At 29.4% G+C, this 21,851-nt stretch carries 17 protein-coding genes; all 17 read left to right on the forward strand.

Features of this window, described 5'->3' with window-relative positions; genetic code table 11:
- The first annotated feature begins 190 nt into the window (after nucleotides 1–190).
- Nucleotides 191–691, forward strand: coding sequence for a QueT transporter family protein (locus tag KGF48_RS16190; protein ID WP_227841590.1), 501 nt, complete (start codon nucleotides 191–193; stop codon nucleotides 689–691).
- A gap of 82 nt (nucleotides 692–773) precedes the next feature.
- Nucleotides 774–1,742 (forward strand): WYL domain-containing protein, encoded by a 969-nt coding sequence (locus KGF48_RS16195; protein WP_227868262.1) that lies wholly within the window; start codon nucleotides 774–776, stop codon nucleotides 1,740–1,742.
- Between the two features lie 49 nt (nucleotides 1,743–1,791).
- Nucleotides 1,792–2,514, forward strand: coding sequence for a cell division protein (locus KGF48_RS16200; protein WP_227868251.1), 723 nt, complete (start codon nucleotides 1,792–1,794; stop codon nucleotides 2,512–2,514).
- 27 nt (nucleotides 2,515–2,541) lie between these two features.
- On the forward strand, nucleotides 2,542–4,476 hold the full coding sequence (locus KGF48_RS16205) for an AAA family ATPase (RefSeq protein WP_227868252.1): 1,935 nt from the start codon (nucleotides 2,542–2,544) through the stop codon (nucleotides 4,474–4,476).
- Entirely contained in the window at nucleotides 4,469–5,737 is a 1,269-nt protein-coding gene (locus tag KGF48_RS16210; protein ID WP_227840345.1) for an McrC family protein, read from the forward strand. Before KGF48_RS16205 ends, KGF48_RS16210 begins: the two co-directional genes overlap by 8 nt.
- Before the next feature lie 336 nt (nucleotides 5,738–6,073).
- Nucleotides 6,074–7,114, forward strand: coding sequence for a sigma-54 interaction domain-containing protein (locus KGF48_RS16215; protein WP_227829400.1), 1,041 nt, complete (start codon nucleotides 6,074–6,076; stop codon nucleotides 7,112–7,114).
- 354 nt (nucleotides 7,115–7,468) lie between these two features.
- Nucleotides 7,469–8,791: a uracil-xanthine permease family protein gene (locus KGF48_RS16220; protein WP_413894817.1), complete on the forward strand. Its 1,323-nt coding sequence runs from the start codon at nucleotides 7,469–7,471 to the stop codon at nucleotides 8,789–8,791.
- 295 nt (nucleotides 8,792–9,086) lie between these two features.
- The gene (locus tag KGF48_RS16225; RefSeq protein WP_227840343.1) at nucleotides 9,087–10,448 is read left to right on the forward strand and encodes a uracil-xanthine permease family protein; all 1,362 of its coding nucleotides are present in this window, start codon (nucleotides 9,087–9,089) and stop codon (nucleotides 10,446–10,448) included.
- Between the two features lie 72 nt (nucleotides 10,449–10,520).
- Nucleotides 10,521–11,915: an amidohydrolase gene (locus tag KGF48_RS16230; RefSeq protein WP_227840342.1), complete on the forward strand. Its 1,395-nt coding sequence runs from the start codon at nucleotides 10,521–10,523 to the stop codon at nucleotides 11,913–11,915.
- 61 nt (nucleotides 11,916–11,976) lie between these two features.
- Nucleotides 11,977–12,447, forward strand: a complete 471-nt coding sequence (locus KGF48_RS16235; RefSeq protein ID WP_227434737.1) for a (2Fe-2S)-binding protein — start codon at nucleotides 11,977–11,979, stop codon at nucleotides 12,445–12,447.
- Between the two features lie 2 nt (nucleotides 12,448–12,449).
- On the forward strand, nucleotides 12,450–14,666 hold the full coding sequence (locus KGF48_RS16240) for a xanthine dehydrogenase family protein molybdopterin-binding subunit (protein WP_227840341.1): 2,217 nt from the start codon (nucleotides 12,450–12,452) through the stop codon (nucleotides 14,664–14,666).
- A gap of 94 nt (nucleotides 14,667–14,760) precedes the next feature.
- The gene (locus tag KGF48_RS16245; RefSeq protein ID WP_003424384.1) at nucleotides 14,761–15,432 is read left to right on the forward strand and encodes a flavodoxin family protein; all 672 of its coding nucleotides are present in this window, start codon (nucleotides 14,761–14,763) and stop codon (nucleotides 15,430–15,432) included.
- Nucleotides 15,433–15,825: 393 nt separating this feature from the next.
- Nucleotides 15,826–17,040 (forward strand): diaminopropionate ammonia-lyase, encoded by a 1,215-nt coding sequence (dpaL, locus tag KGF48_RS16250; RefSeq protein ID WP_227829395.1) that lies wholly within the window; start codon nucleotides 15,826–15,828, stop codon nucleotides 17,038–17,040.
- Nucleotides 17,041–17,178: 138 nt separating this feature from the next.
- Complete coding sequence (locus KGF48_RS16255) at nucleotides 17,179–18,366, forward strand: YgeY family selenium metabolism-linked hydrolase (RefSeq protein WP_227829394.1); 1,188 nt, start codon at nucleotides 17,179–17,181, stop codon at nucleotides 18,364–18,366.
- 139 nt (nucleotides 18,367–18,505) lie between these two features.
- Nucleotides 18,506–19,876 carry a dihydropyrimidinase gene (hydA, locus tag KGF48_RS16260; protein ID WP_227868253.1) on the forward strand — a complete coding sequence of 457 codons (1,371 nt, stop codon included), beginning with the start codon at nucleotides 18,506–18,508 and terminating at the stop codon, nucleotides 19,874–19,876.
- A 17-nt stretch (nucleotides 19,877–19,893) separates the two neighbouring features.
- Nucleotides 19,894–21,300 carry an amidohydrolase gene (locus tag KGF48_RS16265; RefSeq protein ID WP_227829392.1) on the forward strand — a complete coding sequence of 469 codons (1,407 nt, stop codon included), beginning with the start codon at nucleotides 19,894–19,896 and terminating at the stop codon, nucleotides 21,298–21,300.
- 78 nt (nucleotides 21,301–21,378) lie between these two features.
- Nucleotides 21,379–21,825, forward strand: coding sequence for a (2Fe-2S)-binding protein (locus KGF48_RS16270; RefSeq protein ID WP_227829391.1), 447 nt, complete (start codon nucleotides 21,379–21,381; stop codon nucleotides 21,823–21,825).
- The last annotated feature ends 26 nt before the right edge of the window (nucleotides 21,826–21,851 follow it).

Genomic DNA, 21,851 nt, shown 5'->3' on the forward strand with positions numbered 1-21,851 from the left:
TTATAACATATATTTAAAATCTAACTATTTAATTTTATATGTATTCTATTGTATAATATAAATTAGATTAATAAAATAGTTCGTCAAAGTAATTTATTTATTTGAAATTATTGTTTAAGTTTATAGATTTTGTATAAAATAAAATTATGTTATTAATTTTTAGCAATAAAATTTTTACTAGGAGAGATATATGAGAAGAAATAGTATCAATATAGCAGTAACAGCAGTTGTTACATCAATTTATGCAGTTTTAACTTTATCATTGGGATTTATAAGTTATGGACCAATACAATTTAGGATAGCCGAGATTATGATGCTTCTAGCATTTTTAGATAAGGGATATATAGTAGGTCTTACATTGGGTTGTTTTTTAGCAAATGTAATAGGTCCATATGGTGTACCTGATATAATTTTTGGAACGTTTGCCACATTTATAAGTGCAAGTTTAGTCTATATTACTAGTAAGTTAGGAGGTCAAAATAAGAGCACATTAATTATAGCTTCTATATGGCCTACTATTATAAATGCAATTGTAGTTGGACTAATGCTAAATATATTTTTTGGACTTCCTCTAATATTATCAATGATACAAGTAGGTTTTGGAGAATTTGTAGTAGTAACATTGGTAGGAGTACCATTCTTTTGTTTTTTAATGAAAAAATATAGAAATATCATTGACATTAAGTTTTAGAGTGAAGAACGTTATTTTGTAGATTGAAAATTAGTGTGGATTAAGGATAGTATTATTATAAGGGGGATTTTATTTGTCAAAGATGAAGAGATTAACTGATGTTTGGACATATATTAATGATAGGCAAAAGTTTACAATCAAAGAGTTGTCAGAAAAGTTTAATCTTTCAACTAAAACTATTCAACGATATTTAATAGAATTAAATAAAATGGGACTTCCAATTCAAGCAGAAAAAGGTAGAAATGGAGGTTATAGAGTATTAAACAATAGCTATATACCTCCTGTTATATTTACAGAAAAAGAAGTTATGTCTATAGTTTTTGCATTTAAGTCACTACAAGTTTACAATTTTTCACACATAAAAAAAGAAATTGATTCTATAATTAAAAAAATAAATTATAATCGTGAAAGTAGTGCAAAAATAGGTATAAACAACATTGAAAAATATATTGAGTTTATAGCTAATTATAGAAATATTGATATTAATATTGTAACTAAATTTTTCAAGGCTTCATCAAACTCTTGTGTTTTGAATATTCAATATAAATCTGGAAATCAATTGCTAGAGAAAAAAATATGCCCAATAGGTATATTTTTAAATGAAGGATTTTGGTTTTCGCCAGTGTATGACTATGAAAGTGATAGTATCACAATAATTCGTATAGATAAAGTACTAGAAATTAAAAAAGTAGGAGAATGCAAAAAGGCATGCATGAGTTTGAAAAAATGGCTAGATACAGTATATAGTAAGTTAAATGAAGAGATGGCAATTACTAATAAAACTAGTGAAATTGTCCACTTACATATATTACTCACAAAAGAAGGTATTTCTAAAATAACTAGAAGTTTTTTAGATTTGGATATAGAATTAAATGAAAATGGAAGTGGAACAATTAGTAAACTTATAAAGTATGAAGAAATAGATTGGTGGATATCTACATTATTTTCAATAGGAAAAGATGCTAAAGTTGTAGAACCAAAATTTATGAATAAATTACTTTATGATAAGGCTAAAGAGTTAAAATATTTTTATGAAGAAAATATGATATAATATTTAAAAATGTTAAAATTAAATAATTATTAAGGAGATACATATTATAATGGAAAATGTTAATAAGAATGCTAAGATAATTGGTGTTGGAGTTGAAGGTATTAGTATAATAGATGAAATAGAAGAAAAAGTAAAAATAAATATGGATATAGAAAGAATTACTATGAATCAAGAGGTTGAAAAAGAATATGTTAGAAGTCTTTTAGATGGAGTTGATATATTATTTTTAGCATATTCAACTGAAGATAAACAAAGTCGAGAAGTTATAAAAGCTATTTCATATATGTCTAATGAAAGACGAATTTTATCTATAGGTATAAATTCTTCAGAAGAAGAAAATAAAGATGACTTAGGAATTAATAGAGAATTTAAAGTCAATGAAAATAGTATTTTGAAATTTGTTGATTTGATGAATGTTATGATAGAGTCTATTTCAGATTCTTGTATGATAAATATAGATATAACTGATTTAAAAGAAGCTATTATAAGTGATAAAGGGATTAAGTACTCTTTTGAAGAATTTGAAGATTCAAAACAGCACAGTGAAATAGTAGATATTTTATTTGAAAAGATGGAACATTTTGGTGAAGAATTTATTGGGAAAAAAGGTATAGTTTTTGTTGAAGGAAATAATAAATTTTCACTAGTTGAATTAAATGATTTGATGAACAATATTCAAAATAAGGCAGAAGAAGGCTATGAAATGATATTTTCTTTATACTTAAAAGAAAATTTAGATGGAAAGATTAAAGTGGGAATGTTATATAATTAATGTATTTTAGATATTAAGGAGAAGTATATGTCTGAAAATATAAATGTTACAGAGTATTGGTTAATGGAAGAATTTTTTTATCAAGAGACAGACACACCACAAGTTTTTAAAGAAGAAAGCATAATTGCATTAGGATTTGATATAAAAATAAATTTAAAAAAAGTACTTAATATGGGAAAAAAATCCGAAAAATACATTAATGAGAACTGTAATGACAAAGATTTTATAAAAAAATTTATGTCAGTTAAAAAAGGAGATTATTTTCTATATAGGGCATATCAAAATGTAGAAGGAAAAATTAAGTATAGTGTCCTTATTGGTATTGTTGAAGAAAGTTTTGAAAATGGTTATGAATTAAGTCATATTTTGGGTCATACATTACCTATAAAATGGATGTACACATTTGATACAGTTTTAAATTGTAAAATATATACTAGTGAGTTTTATAAATTAAATAATGAAGATATAAATACATATTTAGACATTATTAAATTACAAGATAATAAATCATTAAAAAAAAGAATAGAAGAAAGTGACAATAATAAATGGTACCTAAAAAACTATTATTATATAGATGTAGATAAGTGTGTGGAGAATGAAGAACTATTTATTCAACCTACTAATTTAGAACAATTAGAAAACTTGAAAAATATAAATACAGATGATTATATTCTAGTATATAATAGCGAAAAAGTAATTTACGAAAATGACCATACAATGAAAAGCTTATTTGGTGTTTGTCAAGTTAAAGAAGGTTTTGATAAAGATAAAATAACTACTTCAGAAGGTGGATGTTTTTTACCTGTAGAATGGCTAGAAAATGAAAAAGAGAATATTGATGGAAATGCATGGGTTATCTTTAAAAATAATAATTTAGTTGAAAAGTATATAAAAAGATATACTAATAAAATTTCGTTAAATACCATACTCTATGGTCCACCAGGGACTGGTAAAACATATAACGCAAAACAAATAGCTTATAATTTAATAAATGAAACTAGTTTAAAAAATAATGATTGTACAAGTTATGTAGATTATAAAAATAATGTAGAATTTTGTACTTTTCATCAATCATATGGATATGAAGAATTTATAGAAGGTCTCAAGTCTGATGGTGAAGGTAATTTTAAGCCAGAAGATGGTATATTGAAGGACATATTTATAGAAGCATGTTATGATGGGTTGAAACTTGAAAAGAAGTTAAATTTTGAGCTAGAAAAAGATACTTTAACTATAGAAGATATAAAGGCAAGAAAAAAGATGTTGGTGCTTGATAATATAGAAGATGTTGAGAACTTTAATTTTGAAGAATCAGAAAGATATGTTTTAATAATAGATGAAATCAATAGAGGGAATATCTCTAAAATATTTGGCGAATTAATAACATTATTAGAAGATGATAAAAGACTTACTAAATCAAATCAAACTATTGTCAAACTGCCATATTCAAAAGAAAAATTTTCTCTACCTCCAAATTTATATATAATTGGTACTATGAATACATCAGATAAATCCATAGCTCTTTTAGATATAGCTTTGAGAAGAAGATTTGATTTTGAAGAAATTATGCCAGACTATGAATTACTGTCTGTTGCAGATGGAATAGATGTTAAAAATATGCTGTATACAATCAATAAGAGAATAGAGTTTTTATATGATAGAGACCATGTTATTGGACAGGCTTACTTACTAAATGTAGAAAATATTGATGATATAGTAGTCGTATTTAGAAAAAAAATAATACCACTTCTTCAAGAATATTTCTATTATGACTCAGAAAAAGTAGGACTTATTTTAGGTGGTATAGGTAAAAATGAAAAGGATAAATATATTGTTTATAAGGAAGAAATCACAGCATCTAAATTATTTAAAAATAATAATTCATCAATAATGGAAAGTAAAGTTAATTATTATATAAAACGAAATATATCTATTGAGGAGTTAAAAAATATATATGAGTAAAAATATATATGTAAAGGAAACTTATGAATGGATAAAAGTAGGTAATGATGAAAATGAGCTTACAGAAACTGAATATGAAAAATTACTTAAATATTTGGATAATAATAACGATGTATTAAAGAGCAATATAATAGATATCAGATATAAAAAACTGAGATTCATAAATTATGTAGGAGTTATATGTTTTGAAAATGTAATATTGGAGATACTTCCAAAGCTGTCATTAAGTAATAATACTGTAAAAGATAGAGAAATGCTATTACAAATGCTTTCTACATGTAATAAGATTCCAATTATAATAAACGAAAATATAAAATCAAGTTTAAAAAATTATAATCTCATGAATTTTTTTGTTCTGTATTTTATTGAAAGTATGCAAATGCAAATTAAGAGAGGGATTTATTTTGAATATATAAATAAGATAGATAATTCAAATGTTGTAAAAGGTAAGATATTAATAAGTAAATATGCAAGAGAAAAAAATATATCTCCAATGAAAATAAAATGTGAATATGATGAGTATAGCGAAAATAATTTTTTGAATCAAGTTTTAAAAAAGGCATGTATATCTATTTTATGTAGAATAGATGATAATTTAATTCAAAATAAGATAAAAAAAATTTTGAGTTATTTTTATAATGTAGATTTAGCTTATATAAATAGAGAAGAACTATTAGATTACAAATTTTATAAAAATAATGATAGATTTAAAGATTGTTACTCATTGGCCAAACTTATACTTTTAAATTTATCGATGGATAACAGCGAAAATAATCAAGATGCATTTTCTATATTATTTGAAATAAACATTTTATATGAAGAATATATAGGAAACTTAATAAAAAGTATATGGAATAATGAATTTAGAGAAACTTATATACAAGATAAAAGTAAGTTCCTTTTAAAAAATGAACAAACAGGAAAGAAAACTTTTAATTTAAGGCCCGATATAGTTTTATATGATTCAAAATATGAATCTGAAATCATAATTGATACAAAATGGAAAGCTATTGAAGTGGATTCAAATATTTTCTATAGGTCAAGTGATATATATCAGATGTATGCATATATAACATCTTATGAAAATGCAAAAAGATGTATATTATTATATCCTTGTATCAAAAAAGATAAAAATTACAGCTCATGGAGATTGTTGGAGTCATTTAAAGGTAAATTTATAGAAGCAAAAACTGTAAGATTGGATGACATAAAAAATACCATATCTGATTTAAAAAAAATAATTTTTAATTATAAATTTTAAAAATAAGAATTATAAAAATAATAAAAATACATTGTATAAAGTAATAAATAATTTTATAGCATGAAAGAACTATATAAAAGTAATAAATGAAAAGTTTTGGAAATTATTTTAGATATTAAATATGGTACTGTAATTGCTTATTTAATATAGAATGCTTGCAAAATAAAGAAAGTATACCTGTTAAATTAAAATTTAAGTAGGTATACTTTTTATTAAGCTTCATTTGAAAATTAAAATATTATTGTAAAATTATAACTAAGCTTTTCTGTTATGATATAATTAAATAGATAATTTGAATGATGATTATATATAATATTTATTTGGAGTTGATATTTTATGGATAAACACAGTGATTCAGTAATGTATGGTGGAATGGAAGTATACAATATTTGGGGAACAACAACAGTAGACTCTATAATTGGAGAATCTGATGTAATGCTTGCTCTTAAGAATAGAATTTGTAAAATTGGAAATAGTGATTCTACTGTAGCGATAACTGGAGAAAGTGGCACTGGAAAAGAGTTAATAGCAAGAGCCATTCATCTCGCAGGAAACAGAGGGAATAAAACATTCGTTGCTATAAACTGTGCTGCTATACCAGAACCCTTGCTAGAAAGTGAACTTTTTGGGTATACAAAAGGAGCTTTTAGTGGGGCAGATTCAAAAGGTAAAATTGGTAAATTTGAATTAGCTAATGGAGGAGTTGTATTTCTAGATGAGATAGGGGATATGCCAATTCAATTACAATCAAAGCTTTTGAGAGTGTTACAGGAAAAGAAGTTTACAAGAATAGGTTCAAATGAATTAATGGATATAGATGTTAGAATTATATCAGCTACTAATAGAGATTTATTTGAGTTGGTTAAAGAAAATAAATTTAGAGAAGACTTATATTATAGATTAAATGTAATACCTCTAGAAGTGCCTCCTCTTAGAGAAAGGGGAGATGATATACAAATATTAATAAATAATTTTATAGATAAATATTCAAGGAAAATGAAGAAAAATGTATACCATATAGAGCCAGATGTAGAACATATGCTACTTAAATATCCGTGGCCAGGAAATATAAGAGAATTAGAAAACACTATAGAATTAGCTTTAAATCTTCTTGAGGAAGATGGAATAATACATAAGGGTATAATAAATAGAAAGATACTTGAATATTTTAAGTTAAACAAAATAAATATAAAGTTGCTTGAGGAAAGTGACTATGAGATAAATATGGAACAAGATATACTTACCCTTGAAGAATTTGAGAGAGCATATATAAAAAAGGTATTAAAGTTTTATGGAAATGATACTAAATCTAAAAAGTTAGCTGCTAAAAAACTTGGAATATCGCTAGCAACATTGTATAGAAAGATAGATGTATAGTAATTATGCTTTTAATTCTCAATTCTAAAATTTGAAATTATAAAATTGATAAAAATCACTTGAAAAACTATTTTCCAAGTGATTTTTTTGTAATAAGATTTTATTATCCAAAAATAAAAAAAATTTAAAAGAATTTAAAAAAAGAAATGGTTTATCAAATTATCAAATACTAACAAATATAATAAAAATTATATATGTAAAACAATTTTGTTAAAATATTGGCATTATAATTGCTTCATATTAAATTAAGATGGCAAAATAAAAAAAGAAAGGATGTTGTGTGAGATAATAATAACTGTCATTAAAAAATAGTTGGGAGTGATAACCTTGAGTAAATATCAAAAAAGTGTTTCTATGTTTGATATTGATGGAAGGCCACCAATTTTAAAGTGTTTACCACTATCAATGCAACATATACTAGCGATGATAGTTGGAACTGTTACAGTACCTATAGTTGTTGGAGGAGCTGTGGGTGCTAGTGCTACACAAATAACACTTTTAGTGCAATATGCATTAATAATAGCTGGAATATCAACACTTATACAACTATATCCAATAGGAAATATTGGTTCAAGATTGCCTATAATTTTTGGAGTCGGCTTTACTTATGTGCCAACACTCGTAGCAGTCGGAGGAAGTTACGGACTAGCGAGCATCTTGGGTGCACAATTAATAGGGGGAGTAGCTACAGTATTAATAGGAATATTTATAAAAAAGATAAGAAAATTTTTTCCTAATATAGTTGCAGGAACAGTAGTTTTTACAATTGGATTATCTTTATATCCTATAGCAATAAATTATATGGCAGGTGGTGTAAATAGTCCTACTTATGGCTCTATGCAAAATTGGGCAGTAGCAGCTATAACACTAGTGGTAGTTATAGGTCTTAGCCAATTTGCAAAAGGGTATGCAAAATTGGCAGCAATATTTTTAGGAATTATAGTTGGATATTGTGTATCTTTAGTTTTGGGAATAATAAATTTTGACCCTATTAGAGAGGCAGCTTGGTTTGCTATACCTAAGCCACTTGAATTCGGATTGGAATTTGATATACCAGTAGTAATCTCTGTAGTAATTGTAAGTATAATCAATGCTGTTCAAGCAATTGGAGATTTGTCAGCTACTACAATGGGAGGTATGGATAGAAATATAACAGATAAAGAATTGTCAAGTGGAGTAATAGGAAGTGGAATTTGCACTATGATAGGCGCTTTGTTTGGAGGTTTACCACCATCATCATATAGTCAAAATGTAGGTATGGTAGCTATGAACAAAGTAATAAGTAGATTTGTGCTTGGAATAGCTGGTATATTTATGTTATTATCGGGGTTTGTACCTAAGTTTGGTGCATTGATGACAACTATACCATACTCTGTTTTAGGAGGAGCTACAATATCTATATTCAGTATGATAACAATGACAGGTATAAAGTTAATTATTACAGAAGAATTGTCATCAAGGAATATTACTATTGTAGGTTTGGCAATAGCTTTAGGTATGGGAATAACATCAGTTCCAGCAGCACAGGAAGCATTTCCTCCATTTATAAAATTAGTATTTGGAGAATCTCCAATAGTAATTGCGACATTGGTTGCATTTGTTTTAAATCTAATAATGCCAAATAAAAGTCTAGAAGATGAAGCTAAAGAAAGAGCTGTTATGGAAAAGGCTAATTAAAAAATGATAATTTAAAGGGGTTGTTTAAATTATCTTATTATGAGATTGTTAGATTACTTCAGATAGCTATTCATTTTAATAAGAAATTTAATAAAGAGTATACATCAGACATTTAATGTTTAGTCAAAAAGAAAATCGGGGAGGGTATATTTGCACGTTTGTTAATTTTTTATAAAAATAGCTCAGTTTAGCTGTGGTTATCGGTTGAGCAATAAATTCATGGTCATAAAAATATTTATAGAAAATAATTATAAAATATTTAGTCAAGATATTTATGTATGGGAGGATTTATTTTATGAAAACACGTAATACTTCAAAATATGATGTGGATGGGATACCACCACTAAAGGAATCGGTACCTTTAGCTTTACAACATTTGTTAGCAATGATAGTAGGAAATATGGTGCCTGCAATATTAATAGCAAACGTGGTAGGACTTAACCAGGGGCAAGCGACGATGTTGATTCAAGGTTCTATGTTAGCAGCAGGTTTGGCAACGTTTTTACAATTATATCCAATACCTTTATTTAAAGGATTTAAATTAGGTTCAAGATTACCTGTAATGATGGGAATGAGTTATGTATTTTTAGGAGCTTGTCTTTCTGTAGCAGCTAAAGATGGCTTAGCAGCTTTATTTGGAGCACAAATTGCTGCAGGGGTAATCGTATTCTTTGTAGGCTTTGCAGTTAAGAAAATTAGACATATATTCACTTCTATAGTTTCTGGAACTATAATAGCATGTATGGGACTTGGATTATTTGCAACAGCTATAAAGAATTTAGCAGGAGGAGAAGGTGCACAAACGTTTGGAAGTCCAATAAATTTTATAGTAGGAGTTATAGTTGCTTTTGTAATAATAATGATAAATAAGTATGGTAAAGGCTTAGTTAAAAACTCTTCAATATTAATTGGGATATTAGTAGGATATGCTATATCTTTAGTTTTAGGATTAGTTGATTTTTCTGCAGTTAAAGGTGCAGCTATAGTATCTTTACCAACACCAGCGGCTTTTGGATTGGAATTTAGACCAGAGTTAATAGTAATGTTTACTATTATTTACATAATAGGTATAGCTGATATGATGGGTGCGTGTACAATAGCAACAATAGGTGCAATGGATAGAGAGGTAACTGATGAAGAGTTATCATCAGTTGTTTTAGGAAACTCTGTAACTTCTATAATTTCATCACTATTTGCAGCTCTTCCAACTGGAGTATTCAGCCAAAACACAGTAATTGTATCTATGAATAAAGTTACAAGTAGATTCGTAATAGCATTAGGAGCACTTGTATTATTACTAGCAGGAATATCTCCAGCATTAGGAGCAATAATGACAACTATACCATCTTGTGTTGTTGGTGGAGCAACTTTAGTAGTATTTTCATCAATAGCGATGTCTGGTTTCTCTATTATGAGTATGGATGGTTTTACTGAAGAAAACAATCTTATAGCAGGAGTATCTATAGCAACAAGCATGGGTCTTACAACTGCTCCACAAGTTTTAGACCAATTTCCAGCGACAATTGGAACTGTTCTAGGAGGCTCAAGTATAGTTTCTGGAGCAATAATAGCTATATTACTTCAAACACTATTTAAACTAAAAGGAAGTAAGAAATCTGAAAACGTTACTTCAAATCTTGAGGAAAATATTGGATAAATGTATTAGATATGATATGAGAAAGCTATGTGATAAAATGTTGTAATGAAAGTATTAAAAGGGGGATTTAAGATGATTGATATACTAATAAAGAATGCAATAGTTGTTACAGTTAATAAAAATAGAGAAGTTATATTTGATGGAGCAATAGCTATTCAAGGTGACAGAATCTTAGATATAGGAAATACAGCTGATGTTGAGGTGAAGTATCCTGACGTTAAAAAAGTTATAGATGCTAAAGGAAAAGTGATATTCCCTGGATTTATAAACACTCATAATCATTTATTCCAAGTATTATTAAAAGGTCTAGGAGACGACATGGCACTTCATGAATGGTTAAACACAATGATGTTTCCATCAGCAAAATTCTTAACAGAACAAGATACTTATGATGCTGCAATGCTTGGATGTATGGAAGGTTTAAAAAGTGGTATAACTACAATGGTTGATTATATGCATACACATAATAGACCAGGACTTACAGATGGAATAGTAAAAGCATATAAAGACTTAGGTATAAGAGGAGTAGTGGGTAGAGGCTGTATAGATTTAGGTATTCACAAAGAGCTTATAGAAGACGTGGAAACGGTTGAAAAAGATTTGAGAAGAGTATTTGAAAAATATCATAATTCAGAAAATGGAAGAATAAAAATTTGTGTAGCACCTTCTTCAATGTGGGCTATATCTGAAGAAATGGGTAAAATGCTTTGGAATATAGTCAAAGAGTATGATTCATACTTCACAGTTCATATTTCTGAAACTGAATTTGCAAGAACAGCAACAAAAGATATACATGGGGAAATAGATATAAAATTACTTGAAAAATGGGGAATAGTAGGCCCAGAAGTTGTAGCAGTGCATTGTGTATGTATAACTGATGAGGACATGGAAATGCTTAAAAAGTACGATATAAAAGTTTCTCATAATGTTGCAAGTAATATGTATCTTGCTTCTGGAGTTGCACCTGTTCCAGAGATGTTAAAGAAGGGGATAAATGTAAGCTTAGGTCTTGATGGTGCAGCAAGTAACAATGCACAAGATATGGTAGAGCTTATGAAATTAACAGCTTTGCAACATAAAGTAAACAACTGCGACCCTCTTGCAATTTCTGCAGAAAAAGTTCTTGAAATGGCCACAATTGAGGGGGCAAGAACTCTTAGAATGGAGGATGAAATAGGTTCTTTAGAGGTAGGAAAAAAAGCTGATTTAGTAATATTTAACTCAATGCTTTCTCCAAAATCAATACCTCTTCACAATCCTGTATCGACTTTGGTATACTCAGCTAGTATGCACAATGTAGAAAGTGTTTTAGTTGATGGAAATATAATACTTGAAAATGGTAGAGTAACTACAATTGAAAGTGAAGAACAAGTCTTATTGAATGCTCAGCATGCAGCAGAAGAATTATGTAAGAGAGCTAATGTAACTAATAGAATGGAAGGACATAAGTGGAATAGCTTATACTAATATGAAAATAAGCTTGTAATAATATTCTATTACAACATTAGTTTATCTGTAGGAGGAGAAAATGGAAAAAATAAAATTAAATATTAATGATTACATGTATGAAGTAGAAGTTGAAAAGAATGAAACTCTTTTGCATGTACTTCGTGAAAAATTAAATCTAACTGGAGCGAAACAAGGTTGTAATAGTGGCAGTTGTGGAGCATGTAAAGTTTTGATAGATGGAGTAGATATAAAATCTTGTAAACTTCTTGCAAGGAACTGTGAAGATAAAGTTATATACACTATAGAAAGTTTTGCTAATGGAGAAAATCTTCATCCGATACAAGAAGCTTTTATAGAAGTTGGAGCTGTACAATGTGGATATTGTACTCCTGGCATGATTATAACTACACAAGCTCTTTTAAATAGAAATTCATCTCCTAGTGAAGATGAAATTAGAGAGGCTTTTAAAGAAAATCTCTGTAGATGCACAGGATATATAAAAATTATAGAAGCTGTAAAATTATCTGCAGCTAGATTAGGAGGTAGATAGTTATGGAAAAAATCATAGGAAAATCATACCCTCTAAAAGATGCAGCTTTAAAAGTTACTGGTCAAATGAAGTATGTAGCGGACATGAAACCGCAAAATGCACTTCATGCTAAAATGCTTTTAAGTCCTGTAGCACATGCAAAAATAAAAAGTATAGATACAAGTGAAGCTGAGAAAATCGTTGGAGTTAGAGCCATAGCTACTCATCTTAATACATCACAGAGAAAATATAATGGCTCTTTACGATTTTATGAACATAATATACCTGAAAATGAAGTTATTTTTTCAGATACAGTTAGATTTGTAGGTGACCGTGTAGCAGCAGTTGCAGCAGAGACACCAGAAATAGCAGAAAAAGCTGTAAAACTTATAAAAGTGGAATATGAAGAATTACCAGCTGTATTTACTATACAAGATGCAATAAAAGAAGATGCTATATGTATACATGGAGATTCAAACATGGTTTCTCAAAATAATATAAATGGTGGAGATGTAGAAAAAGGTTTTAAAGAATGTGACTACATTTTTGAAGACGAATACTCTACTCCTGCTATACATCATAGTGCAATAGAAACTCACAGTGTAATTGCACATTATGATTATAATGATAAATTAATTGTACATACACCTTGCCAAAACACATTTGGTTTCAGAATAATATTATCTCAAATCTTTGGGATGTCATTAAATAAGATAAGAGTTATAAGACCTGCTATTGGAGGTTCATTTGGTGGAAAACTAGAAATGACAATTGAGCCAGTAGCAGCAGCATTGTCAAAAATGACGAGAAGACCAGTTAAAATGGTTCTTACAAGAAAAGAGTCTATGATATCAACAAGAACTCGTCATGGGTCTTTTGTAAAACTAAAAACTGGTGTAAATAAAGATGGAGAAGTAATAGCACAGGAGATAAAAATATATACAAATACAGGTGCATATGCATCAAGTGCTTTAAATGTTATAGGCGCACTTAGCCATAAAGTGTTTAAAGTCTATAAAATACCAAATATAAAATTTACTGGAATACCAGTATATACAAATACACCAATAGCAGGAGCTATGAGAGGTTATGGTTCACCTCAAATATTTATGGCTCAACAAGCTCAATTTGCAAAAATAGCTAAGAAAATAGGTATGGACTTAGTTGATTTTCAAAATAAGAATGCTGTAGAACCAGATGATGTTGATATAATCTTCCACGGTTCTCTTGGAAATCCTAGAGTTCTTGACTGTATTGAACAAGGTAAAAAAATGTTTAAATGGGATGAGAAGAAAGCTCTTCCAAAAGAAGAAGGAAATTATTTAAGGGGTATAGGTATGGCAATAGGTGCACATGGTAATGGAGTTTTTGGTGCACATAGAGATGTTGTCACATTGACTCTTAAATTAAATGAAGATGGCACATTAACACTACTTACAGGAGCACATGATATGGGTAATGGTGTTGTAACTATGCAAACAATGATGGTAGCTGAAGTTTTGGGAATAACTCCTGATAAAGTTGATACTTTTGAAACAGACACTGATGCATGTACATTTAATCTTGGAGATTATGCAAGTAGAGGTGTATTTGTAGAAGGTGGAGGAGCTAAAAAGACAGCAGAAAAATTAAAGAATTTAATACTGGAAGAAGCAGAAAAATTACTTGAAACTTCAAAAGAAGAGTTATATCTAGATAATGGATATGTAATCAGTAAACTTGATGAAAATATTAAAGCATCATTATCTGATGTTGCAGTATATAGTCAAAGTAAGTCTTTGAGAGAATTGACAGTTGTTGAGGATTATTCTTCTCCAGCAGGTCTTACTTCTTATGGTGTACATTTTGTTGAAGTTTTAGTAGATAAAGAAACTAAAGATGTAAAAGTAGTCGATTTTGTAGCCGTACATGATGTTGGTAGAGTTATAAATCCTCTAAATTTAGAAGGTCAATTAGAAGGCGGAATTCATATGGGGTTAGGTTATGCATTAAGTGAAGAGTTAGCCTTTGATGAGCAAGGAAGACCTAAAGTTACTGATTTTAAAAATTATAAATTATTTAGAACTGTCGATATGCCAAAGTGTCAAGTTGCATTTGTAAATAGTTATGAAAAAGCTGGACCATTTGGTGGTAAGAGTATTGGTGAATGTGCTGTTGTACCAGTTGCACCTGCTGTGGCAAATGCAGTATATGATGCAACTAATGTAGAGATACATTCATTGCCAATAAAATTAAAATAATGAAGCTTAAAATAAAAATTTAAATTTAAAATGAAACTCTATTAAAATTATAGAAAGCAATAAAAATAGATTTATTTGATGAGGAGATATTGTTATGGCAAAGATATTAGGTATTTGTGGAAGTCCACGTAAAGGAGCAACAGAATATGCAGTATTAGAAGCTTTGAAAGAAGCTGAAACTATACCTGGTATAGAGACTGAGTACTGGTCAGTTAGAGGAAAAAAAATAAGTCCTTGTGTACATTGTGATGCATGTATAAGAAAAGAAACTATGTGTATCATAAAAGATGACATACAAGAATTAGAGCAAAAAATATTAGAAGCGGATGGAATTATAGTGGGTTCTCCAGTGTATGATATGAATATAACTGCTCAACTTACAGCAGTATTTAATAGACTTCGTCCTATGTATTTAGTTCATCCAGGAAAGCTTCAAAATAAAGTTGGAGCAGCTATAACTACTGGTGGAACTAGATATGGTGGTCAAGAATTAACAAAACTTCCTATAATAAATTTCTTCTTAATGCATGAAATGTTAGTATCTGGAGGATTAGGTGGATGCTATATAGGCGGTACAATATGGAGTAAAGATGGAAAAGCAAAAGGAGCTCAAGAAGACGAAACAGGTATGGACACAGTGAAAAGACTTGGAAAAGGTGCTGCAGAAGCAGTAATGGTTTCTAAGTTTGGTCTTGAAAAATGGAATGTTGTAAAAGAAGAATTAGATGTTAAAAAAGATGAAAAATCGCCTCTTAGAGACCATTAAGAAGCATTTACTTCTTCAAAAAAATAAGTTGAATTTTTACTATTGGCTCAATAAAAAATAGTGATGTAATAAAATATTACATCACTATTTTTTGCCTCTTATTAAATGCTTTATAGATTTCTATGTCAAAAAATACATAAGGAATACGTTTTAAGTATTAATTTTTAAATTTTAAAAATGAGAATTAAAAAGTGAGAAGATAAAAAAGGTTTTTTTATTATCAAATTCTATATACATTAGATAATCCAATAGATAAAGGTAAAAAAAGTTGAAAGTATTGCAAATTCTATGCTAAATAGCTACAGAAAAATATTCGATATATGTTAAGTGTTGGCATGTTAATTGCTAATATATAGGGTATAAAAATTTAACAATAGTTTGGAGGTATTTTAGATGCTAAAAGAAATTAAATGGAAAGTAAACAATCTGCCAAAGGGCGATAAGGAAAATTGTATCAAATTTTTAAATGAAGAAGAAATAACTAAGGTTAGAAACTTCCATAAAAGCTTTCCTCAATATAAAGAAACTCCATTAGCAAACCTAGAAGGTTTAGCAAAAAAATTAGGTGTTGCAGGAGTATATGTAAAGGATGAATCTTACAGATTTGGATTAAATGCATTTAAAGTTTTGGGTGGCTCTTACTCTATGGGTAAATACTTAGCTCAAAGATTAGATACAGATATATCAGAGTTAGGATATGAAAAATTAATTTCAAAAGAAATAAAAGAACAATTAGGAGAAATAACTTTCTTTACAGCTACAGATGGAAATCATGGTAGAGGAGTTGCTTGGACAGCTAATAAATTAGGTCAGAAATCTGTTGTATTAATGCCAAAAGGTTCTTCTGAATTTAGATTAAATAAAATCAAGGGAGAAGGTGCAGATGCTAGTATAACAGACCTAAATTATGATGATGCAGTAAGATTAGCTAATGATTATGCAGAAGCTGATGACCATGGTGTAATGGTTCAAGATACAGCATGGGACGGATATGAAGAAATACCAGCATGGATAATGCAAGGATATGGAACTATGGCTCAAGAAGCTATAGAACAATTAAAAGAATATGGAGTAGATAGACCAACGCATGTATTTGTGCAAGCAGGAGTTGGTTCGCTTGCTGGTGCAGTTCAAGGATATGTTGCTTCAATATATGATGAATGCCCAATAACAGTAGTAGTAGAAGCTGATGAGGCAGATTGTTACTATAAATCAGCAGAAGCAGGAGATGGAAAACCAAGATTTGTAGGTGGAGATATGCCAACTATAATGGCAGGTCTTGCTTGTGGAGAACCAAATACTATAGGATTTGAAGTATTAAAAAATCATGCAGCAGCATTTGTTTCAGCACCAGACTGGGTTTCTGCTAAAGGTATGAGAACATTGGGAAATCCTTTAAATGGTGATGAAAAAGTAATCTCTGGAGAATCTGGAGCGGTTACAACTGGTCTTTTAATAGCAGCTATGGAAAGAGAAGATTTAGCTGACTTAAGAAGAGATTTAAAGTTAGATGAAAATTCAAGAATACTTTTAATAAGTACAGAAGGAGATACTGACCCTGATAAATACAGAAGTATAGTTTGGGATGGAGAGTATCCAAGTATATAGACGATTATTAAACTATTATATTCATAAAATAACAATTTACATATTAAAAAGATATATAAGTTCTAAAATTTAGAAATTATATAAATTATAAAGACTTAAATTAAAATATATATTTATAAAATTTAGGGGGATAACGAAATGCTAAATGAACAAAGAAAACAAGAAGTAACTGAGATATGTCAAAAATTAATCCAAAATCCTAGTTCTTCTGGAAATGAAGAAGGGGTTGTAAAAGCAATAGAAGAATCTTTTGAAAAATTAGGTTTTGATAGCTGGTCAAGAGATAGATATGGAAATATAGTGGGATGCATAAAAGGAAATAGACCAGGTAAAAAGATATTATTTGATGGTCATATAGACACAGTTCCAGTTCCAGATGCAAGTAAATGGAGTGTTCCTCCTTTTGAAGGAAAAATTGTAGATGGAAAGATATATGGTAGAGGAACTTCTGATATGAAAGGTCAGTATACTGCAATGATGTCTGCTGTAGCGTATTTTGCTAAAGACACTAATAAAGATTTTGCTGGAGAACTATATGTAGCAGGAGTTGTTCATGAAGAAATATTTGAAGGAGTTTCAGCTAGAGAAATAAGTAAAGCTGTTAAACCTGATTATGTTGTAATAGGAGAATCTTCAGAATTAAACTTAAAGATTGGTCAAAGAGGTAGAGGAGAAATAGTTGTAGAGACTTTTGGTAAACCAGCTCACTCTGCTAATCCAGAAAAAGGTGTAAATGCAGTTTATAAAATGGCTAACGTAATTCAAAAAATACAACAATTAGTACCTCCAACTCATCCAGTGTTAGGTGATGGAATATTAGTTTTAACAGACATAAAATCTTCTCCATATCCAGGAGCATCAGTAGTGCCAGATTACTGTAAAGCTACTTTTGATAGAAGATTATTGGTTGGAGAAACAAGAGAAGGAGTACTAGCTCCAATACAAGCATTATTAGATGAAATGATGAAAGAAGACTCAGAATTAAATGCAAAAGTTTCTTATGCATCTGAAAAAGCTGACTGTTATACAGGAAATACTATAGAAAGTGAAAGATTCTTCCCAGGTTGGTTATATGATGAAAATGATGAATTTGTTCAAGCAGCATACAAAGGATTAAAAGAAGCTGGAATAGATTCAGAAATAACTCAATACTCATTCTGTACAAATGGAAGCCATTATGCAGGTGAGGCTGGAATAAAAACTATAGGATTTGGTCCTTCTAAAGAAAATCTTGCTCATACAATAGATGAGTACATAGAACAAGAACAATTATTTATAGGAACAGAAGGTTACTATGGAATATTAAAATCTGTATATGGAAAATAATATTTAGTTCACAATAAATTATTTAAATATAGTCTAGAGGTGCTAAATATAGCACCTTTGGCAAACATAAATTTATGTAAATAATATAAAATTAAAATACTAAGAGAATTTACTAGAGCTTAAAAGTTAGGAGGTATATATGGGAACAATACTAAGAGGTGGAACTATAATTACCTCTGATAAAACTTATATAAGTGATTTAAGAATAGAAGATGAAAAGATAATTGAAATAGGAAATAATTTAGAAATAAATAATGATAAAGTAATTGATGCTACAGGGAGACTTATAATTCCTGGAGGTATAGATACACATACTCACTTTGATATGAATGCAGGCTCTATAACTACTGCTGATAACTTTAAAACAGGAACAAGAGCGGCTATAGCTGGAGGGACTACTACTATACTAGACTTTGCAGAGTCAAGTGAAGGAGAAAATCTAATACAGGGTATAAAAACATATCATAAAAAAGCAAGTGGAAATTGTTATTGTGACTATGGGTTTCACATGACAATCACATGCTTAGATAAAGATACATTTACGCACATGGAAAAGCTTATTTCAGATGGAATAGTATCCTTTAAAATGTATATGGCATATGAAGGTATGAAAGTAGATGATGGAACAATATACAAAGTACTAAAGGAAGCTAAAAAACTAGGTTGTATAGTTGAATTTCATTGTGAGAATGGAGATTTATTGGATGCATTAATAGAAGAACGTTTACAAAATGGAGATTTAGAAACTAAATATCATCCACTTACAAGACCAAACATAGTTGAGAAAGAGGCTGTTTCAAGACTTGCTGATATAACTGAATTGTCAAACTCAAAATCATATGTAGTTCACCTAAGTTGTAAAGAGTCACTAGAAGTTGTAAAGATAGCTAGACAAAAAAGTGTAGATATGATAGTAGAAACATGTCCGCAATATCTATTATTAGAAGACAGTTTATACAATAAGGATGAGTTTGAGGCAGCTAAATATGTAATGTCTCCTCCACTTAGAAAAAAAGAAGATATAGATTTTCTTTGGAAAGGCTTGTCTGAGGGCGATATTCAGACCGTGGGTACAGACCATTGTTCATTTAATTTTAAAGGTCAAAAAGATTTGGGAATTGATAATTTTAGTAAAATACCAAATGGAGCACCAGGTGTTGAACATAGGTTATCTCTTTTATATACATATGGGGTTTTGGAAAATAGAATAAGTGTAAATAAATTTGTAGAAGTTACTTCCACAAATGCTGCTAAAATATTTGGGATGTATCCTAAAAAAGGTGAAATAGCTGTAGGAAGTGATGCAGATATAGTGATTTTAAATACAGATAAAGAAGAAATAATCAGTTATAAGAATCAAAAACAAAATGTAGATTATACTCCATATGAGGGAGTTAAGGTCAAATGTAAAGTTGAAGATGTTTTTTTAAGAGGAAAGCATATAGTACAAAGTTGTAATATCGTGGAGCAACCAACAGGTCAATATATTAAAAGAAAAATTACTAAATAATGCGGGGGGAAATAAGAATGATAGATATACTTATTAAGAATGCCATAATAGTAACTGTAAACAAAGAGAGAGAAGTTATTTTTGATGGGGCATTAGTAGTAAAAGATAACAAGATTGCAGATATTGGGAATTCTAAAGAAATAGAAAGTAAGTACACTGATGTTAAAAAGGTAATAGATGCTAAAGGCAAAGTCCTATTCCCAGGTTTTATAAATACACATAATCATTTATTCCAAACTTTATTAAAAGGGTTAGGAGATGATATGGTACTTAAAGATTGGCTAGAAACTATGACATTTCCAGCAGCCAATTATTTAGAGCCAAAGGACACTTATGATGCTGCAATGCTTGGCTGTGTGGAAGGTCTTAGAAGTGGTATAACAACAATGGTTGACTATATGTACCCTCACAGTAAACAAGGTCTTTGTGATGGAATAATAGATGCTTATAAAGAATTAGGAATAAGAGGAATACTTGGAAGAGGATGTATGAATACAGGTGCTCAATTTGGAGTTCATCCTGGAATAATGCAAGATGTAGAAACGGTTGAAAAAGATGTAAGAAGATTGTTTGAAAAACACCACAATACAGAGAATGGAAGAATCAAAATAGGAGTAGCTCCAGCAGCAATATGGTCAAATTCTCAAGAAATGCTTGAGATGCTATGGAGAGTAGTAAAAGAATATGATGATGCTTTATTTACAGTACATATATCAGAAACTCCTTTTGATAGAGAAGCAGCAAAAGAATTGCATGGGCAATATGACATAGATGTTTTAAAGAAATTAGGAATACTTGGACCAAATGTGCTTATGGTACATTGTGTATATTTAACTGAAGAGGATATGGAACTTACTAAAAAATATGACATGAAGGTATCTCATAACACAGCAAGTAATATGTATTTATCTTCAGGAGTTGCACCAGTACCAGAAATGCTTAAAAAAGGAATAACAGTTAGCTTAGGCGTAGATGGAGCTGCTAGCAATAACTCTCAAGATATGCTTGAACTTATGAAATTAACAGCACTTCAACATAAAGTTAATAAATGTGACCCATTAGCAATGTCAGCAGAAAAAGTTCTTGAACTAGCGACTATAGATGGAGCAAGAGCTATTGGAATGGAAGATGAGATAGGTTCATTAGAGATTGGTAAAAAAGCAGATTTACTAATATTTAATCCAATGCTTTCACCAAAAGCAATACCTATGCATAATCCGGTGTCTACATTAGTATATTCTTCTAGCATGAAAAATATAGAGAGTGTTATAGTGGATGGAAATATAATAATGGAAGACTCAAAAATATTAACAACTAATGAAGAAAAAGTATTAAAAGATGCTCAAGATACAGCTGAGAGACTTTGTGTAAGAGGAGCTATAAAGAATAGAATGGAAGGTCATAAATGGAATAACCTTTATTAATAAATATAATATTATTCTTAAATAAATTAAGTGTAGTATAGACTTTAACTTAAAAATATTAGTTTTGAGGTGATTTATTTGATTATCAAATGTACCATAAATAATAAAGAAAAAGAATTGAATATAAGACCAGATGATTTTTTAGCAGATACATTAAGGGAAAATGGATATGTAAGTGTTAAAAAAGGATGTGATACTGGCTCATGTGGTCTATGTACAGTAATGGTAAATGACAAAGCTGTGTTGTCTTGTAATTATCTTACTGCTAGAGTAGAGGGACAACGTATTACAACACTTGAAGGCGTAGTAGATGAAGCTAAGAAATTTGGGGATTTTCTTGCGGATGAAGGAGCTGACCAATGTGGATTTTGTGCTCCTGGATTTATAATGATGGTTTTAGCAATGAAAAGAGAACTTCAAAATCCAACAGAAGAAGAAGTTATAGATTATGTAAATGGAAATCTTTGTAGATGTACAGGATATAAAGGTCAACTAAGAGCAATACATAAATATTTGAACACTTAAACTTTTTAAGTGAAAATTAAATTGAT

Source organism: Clostridioides sp. ZZV15-6388, from assembly GCF_020657755.1.
In the GTDB taxonomy this organism is placed as follows: domain Bacteria; phylum Bacillota; class Clostridia; order Peptostreptococcales; family Peptostreptococcaceae; genus Clostridioides.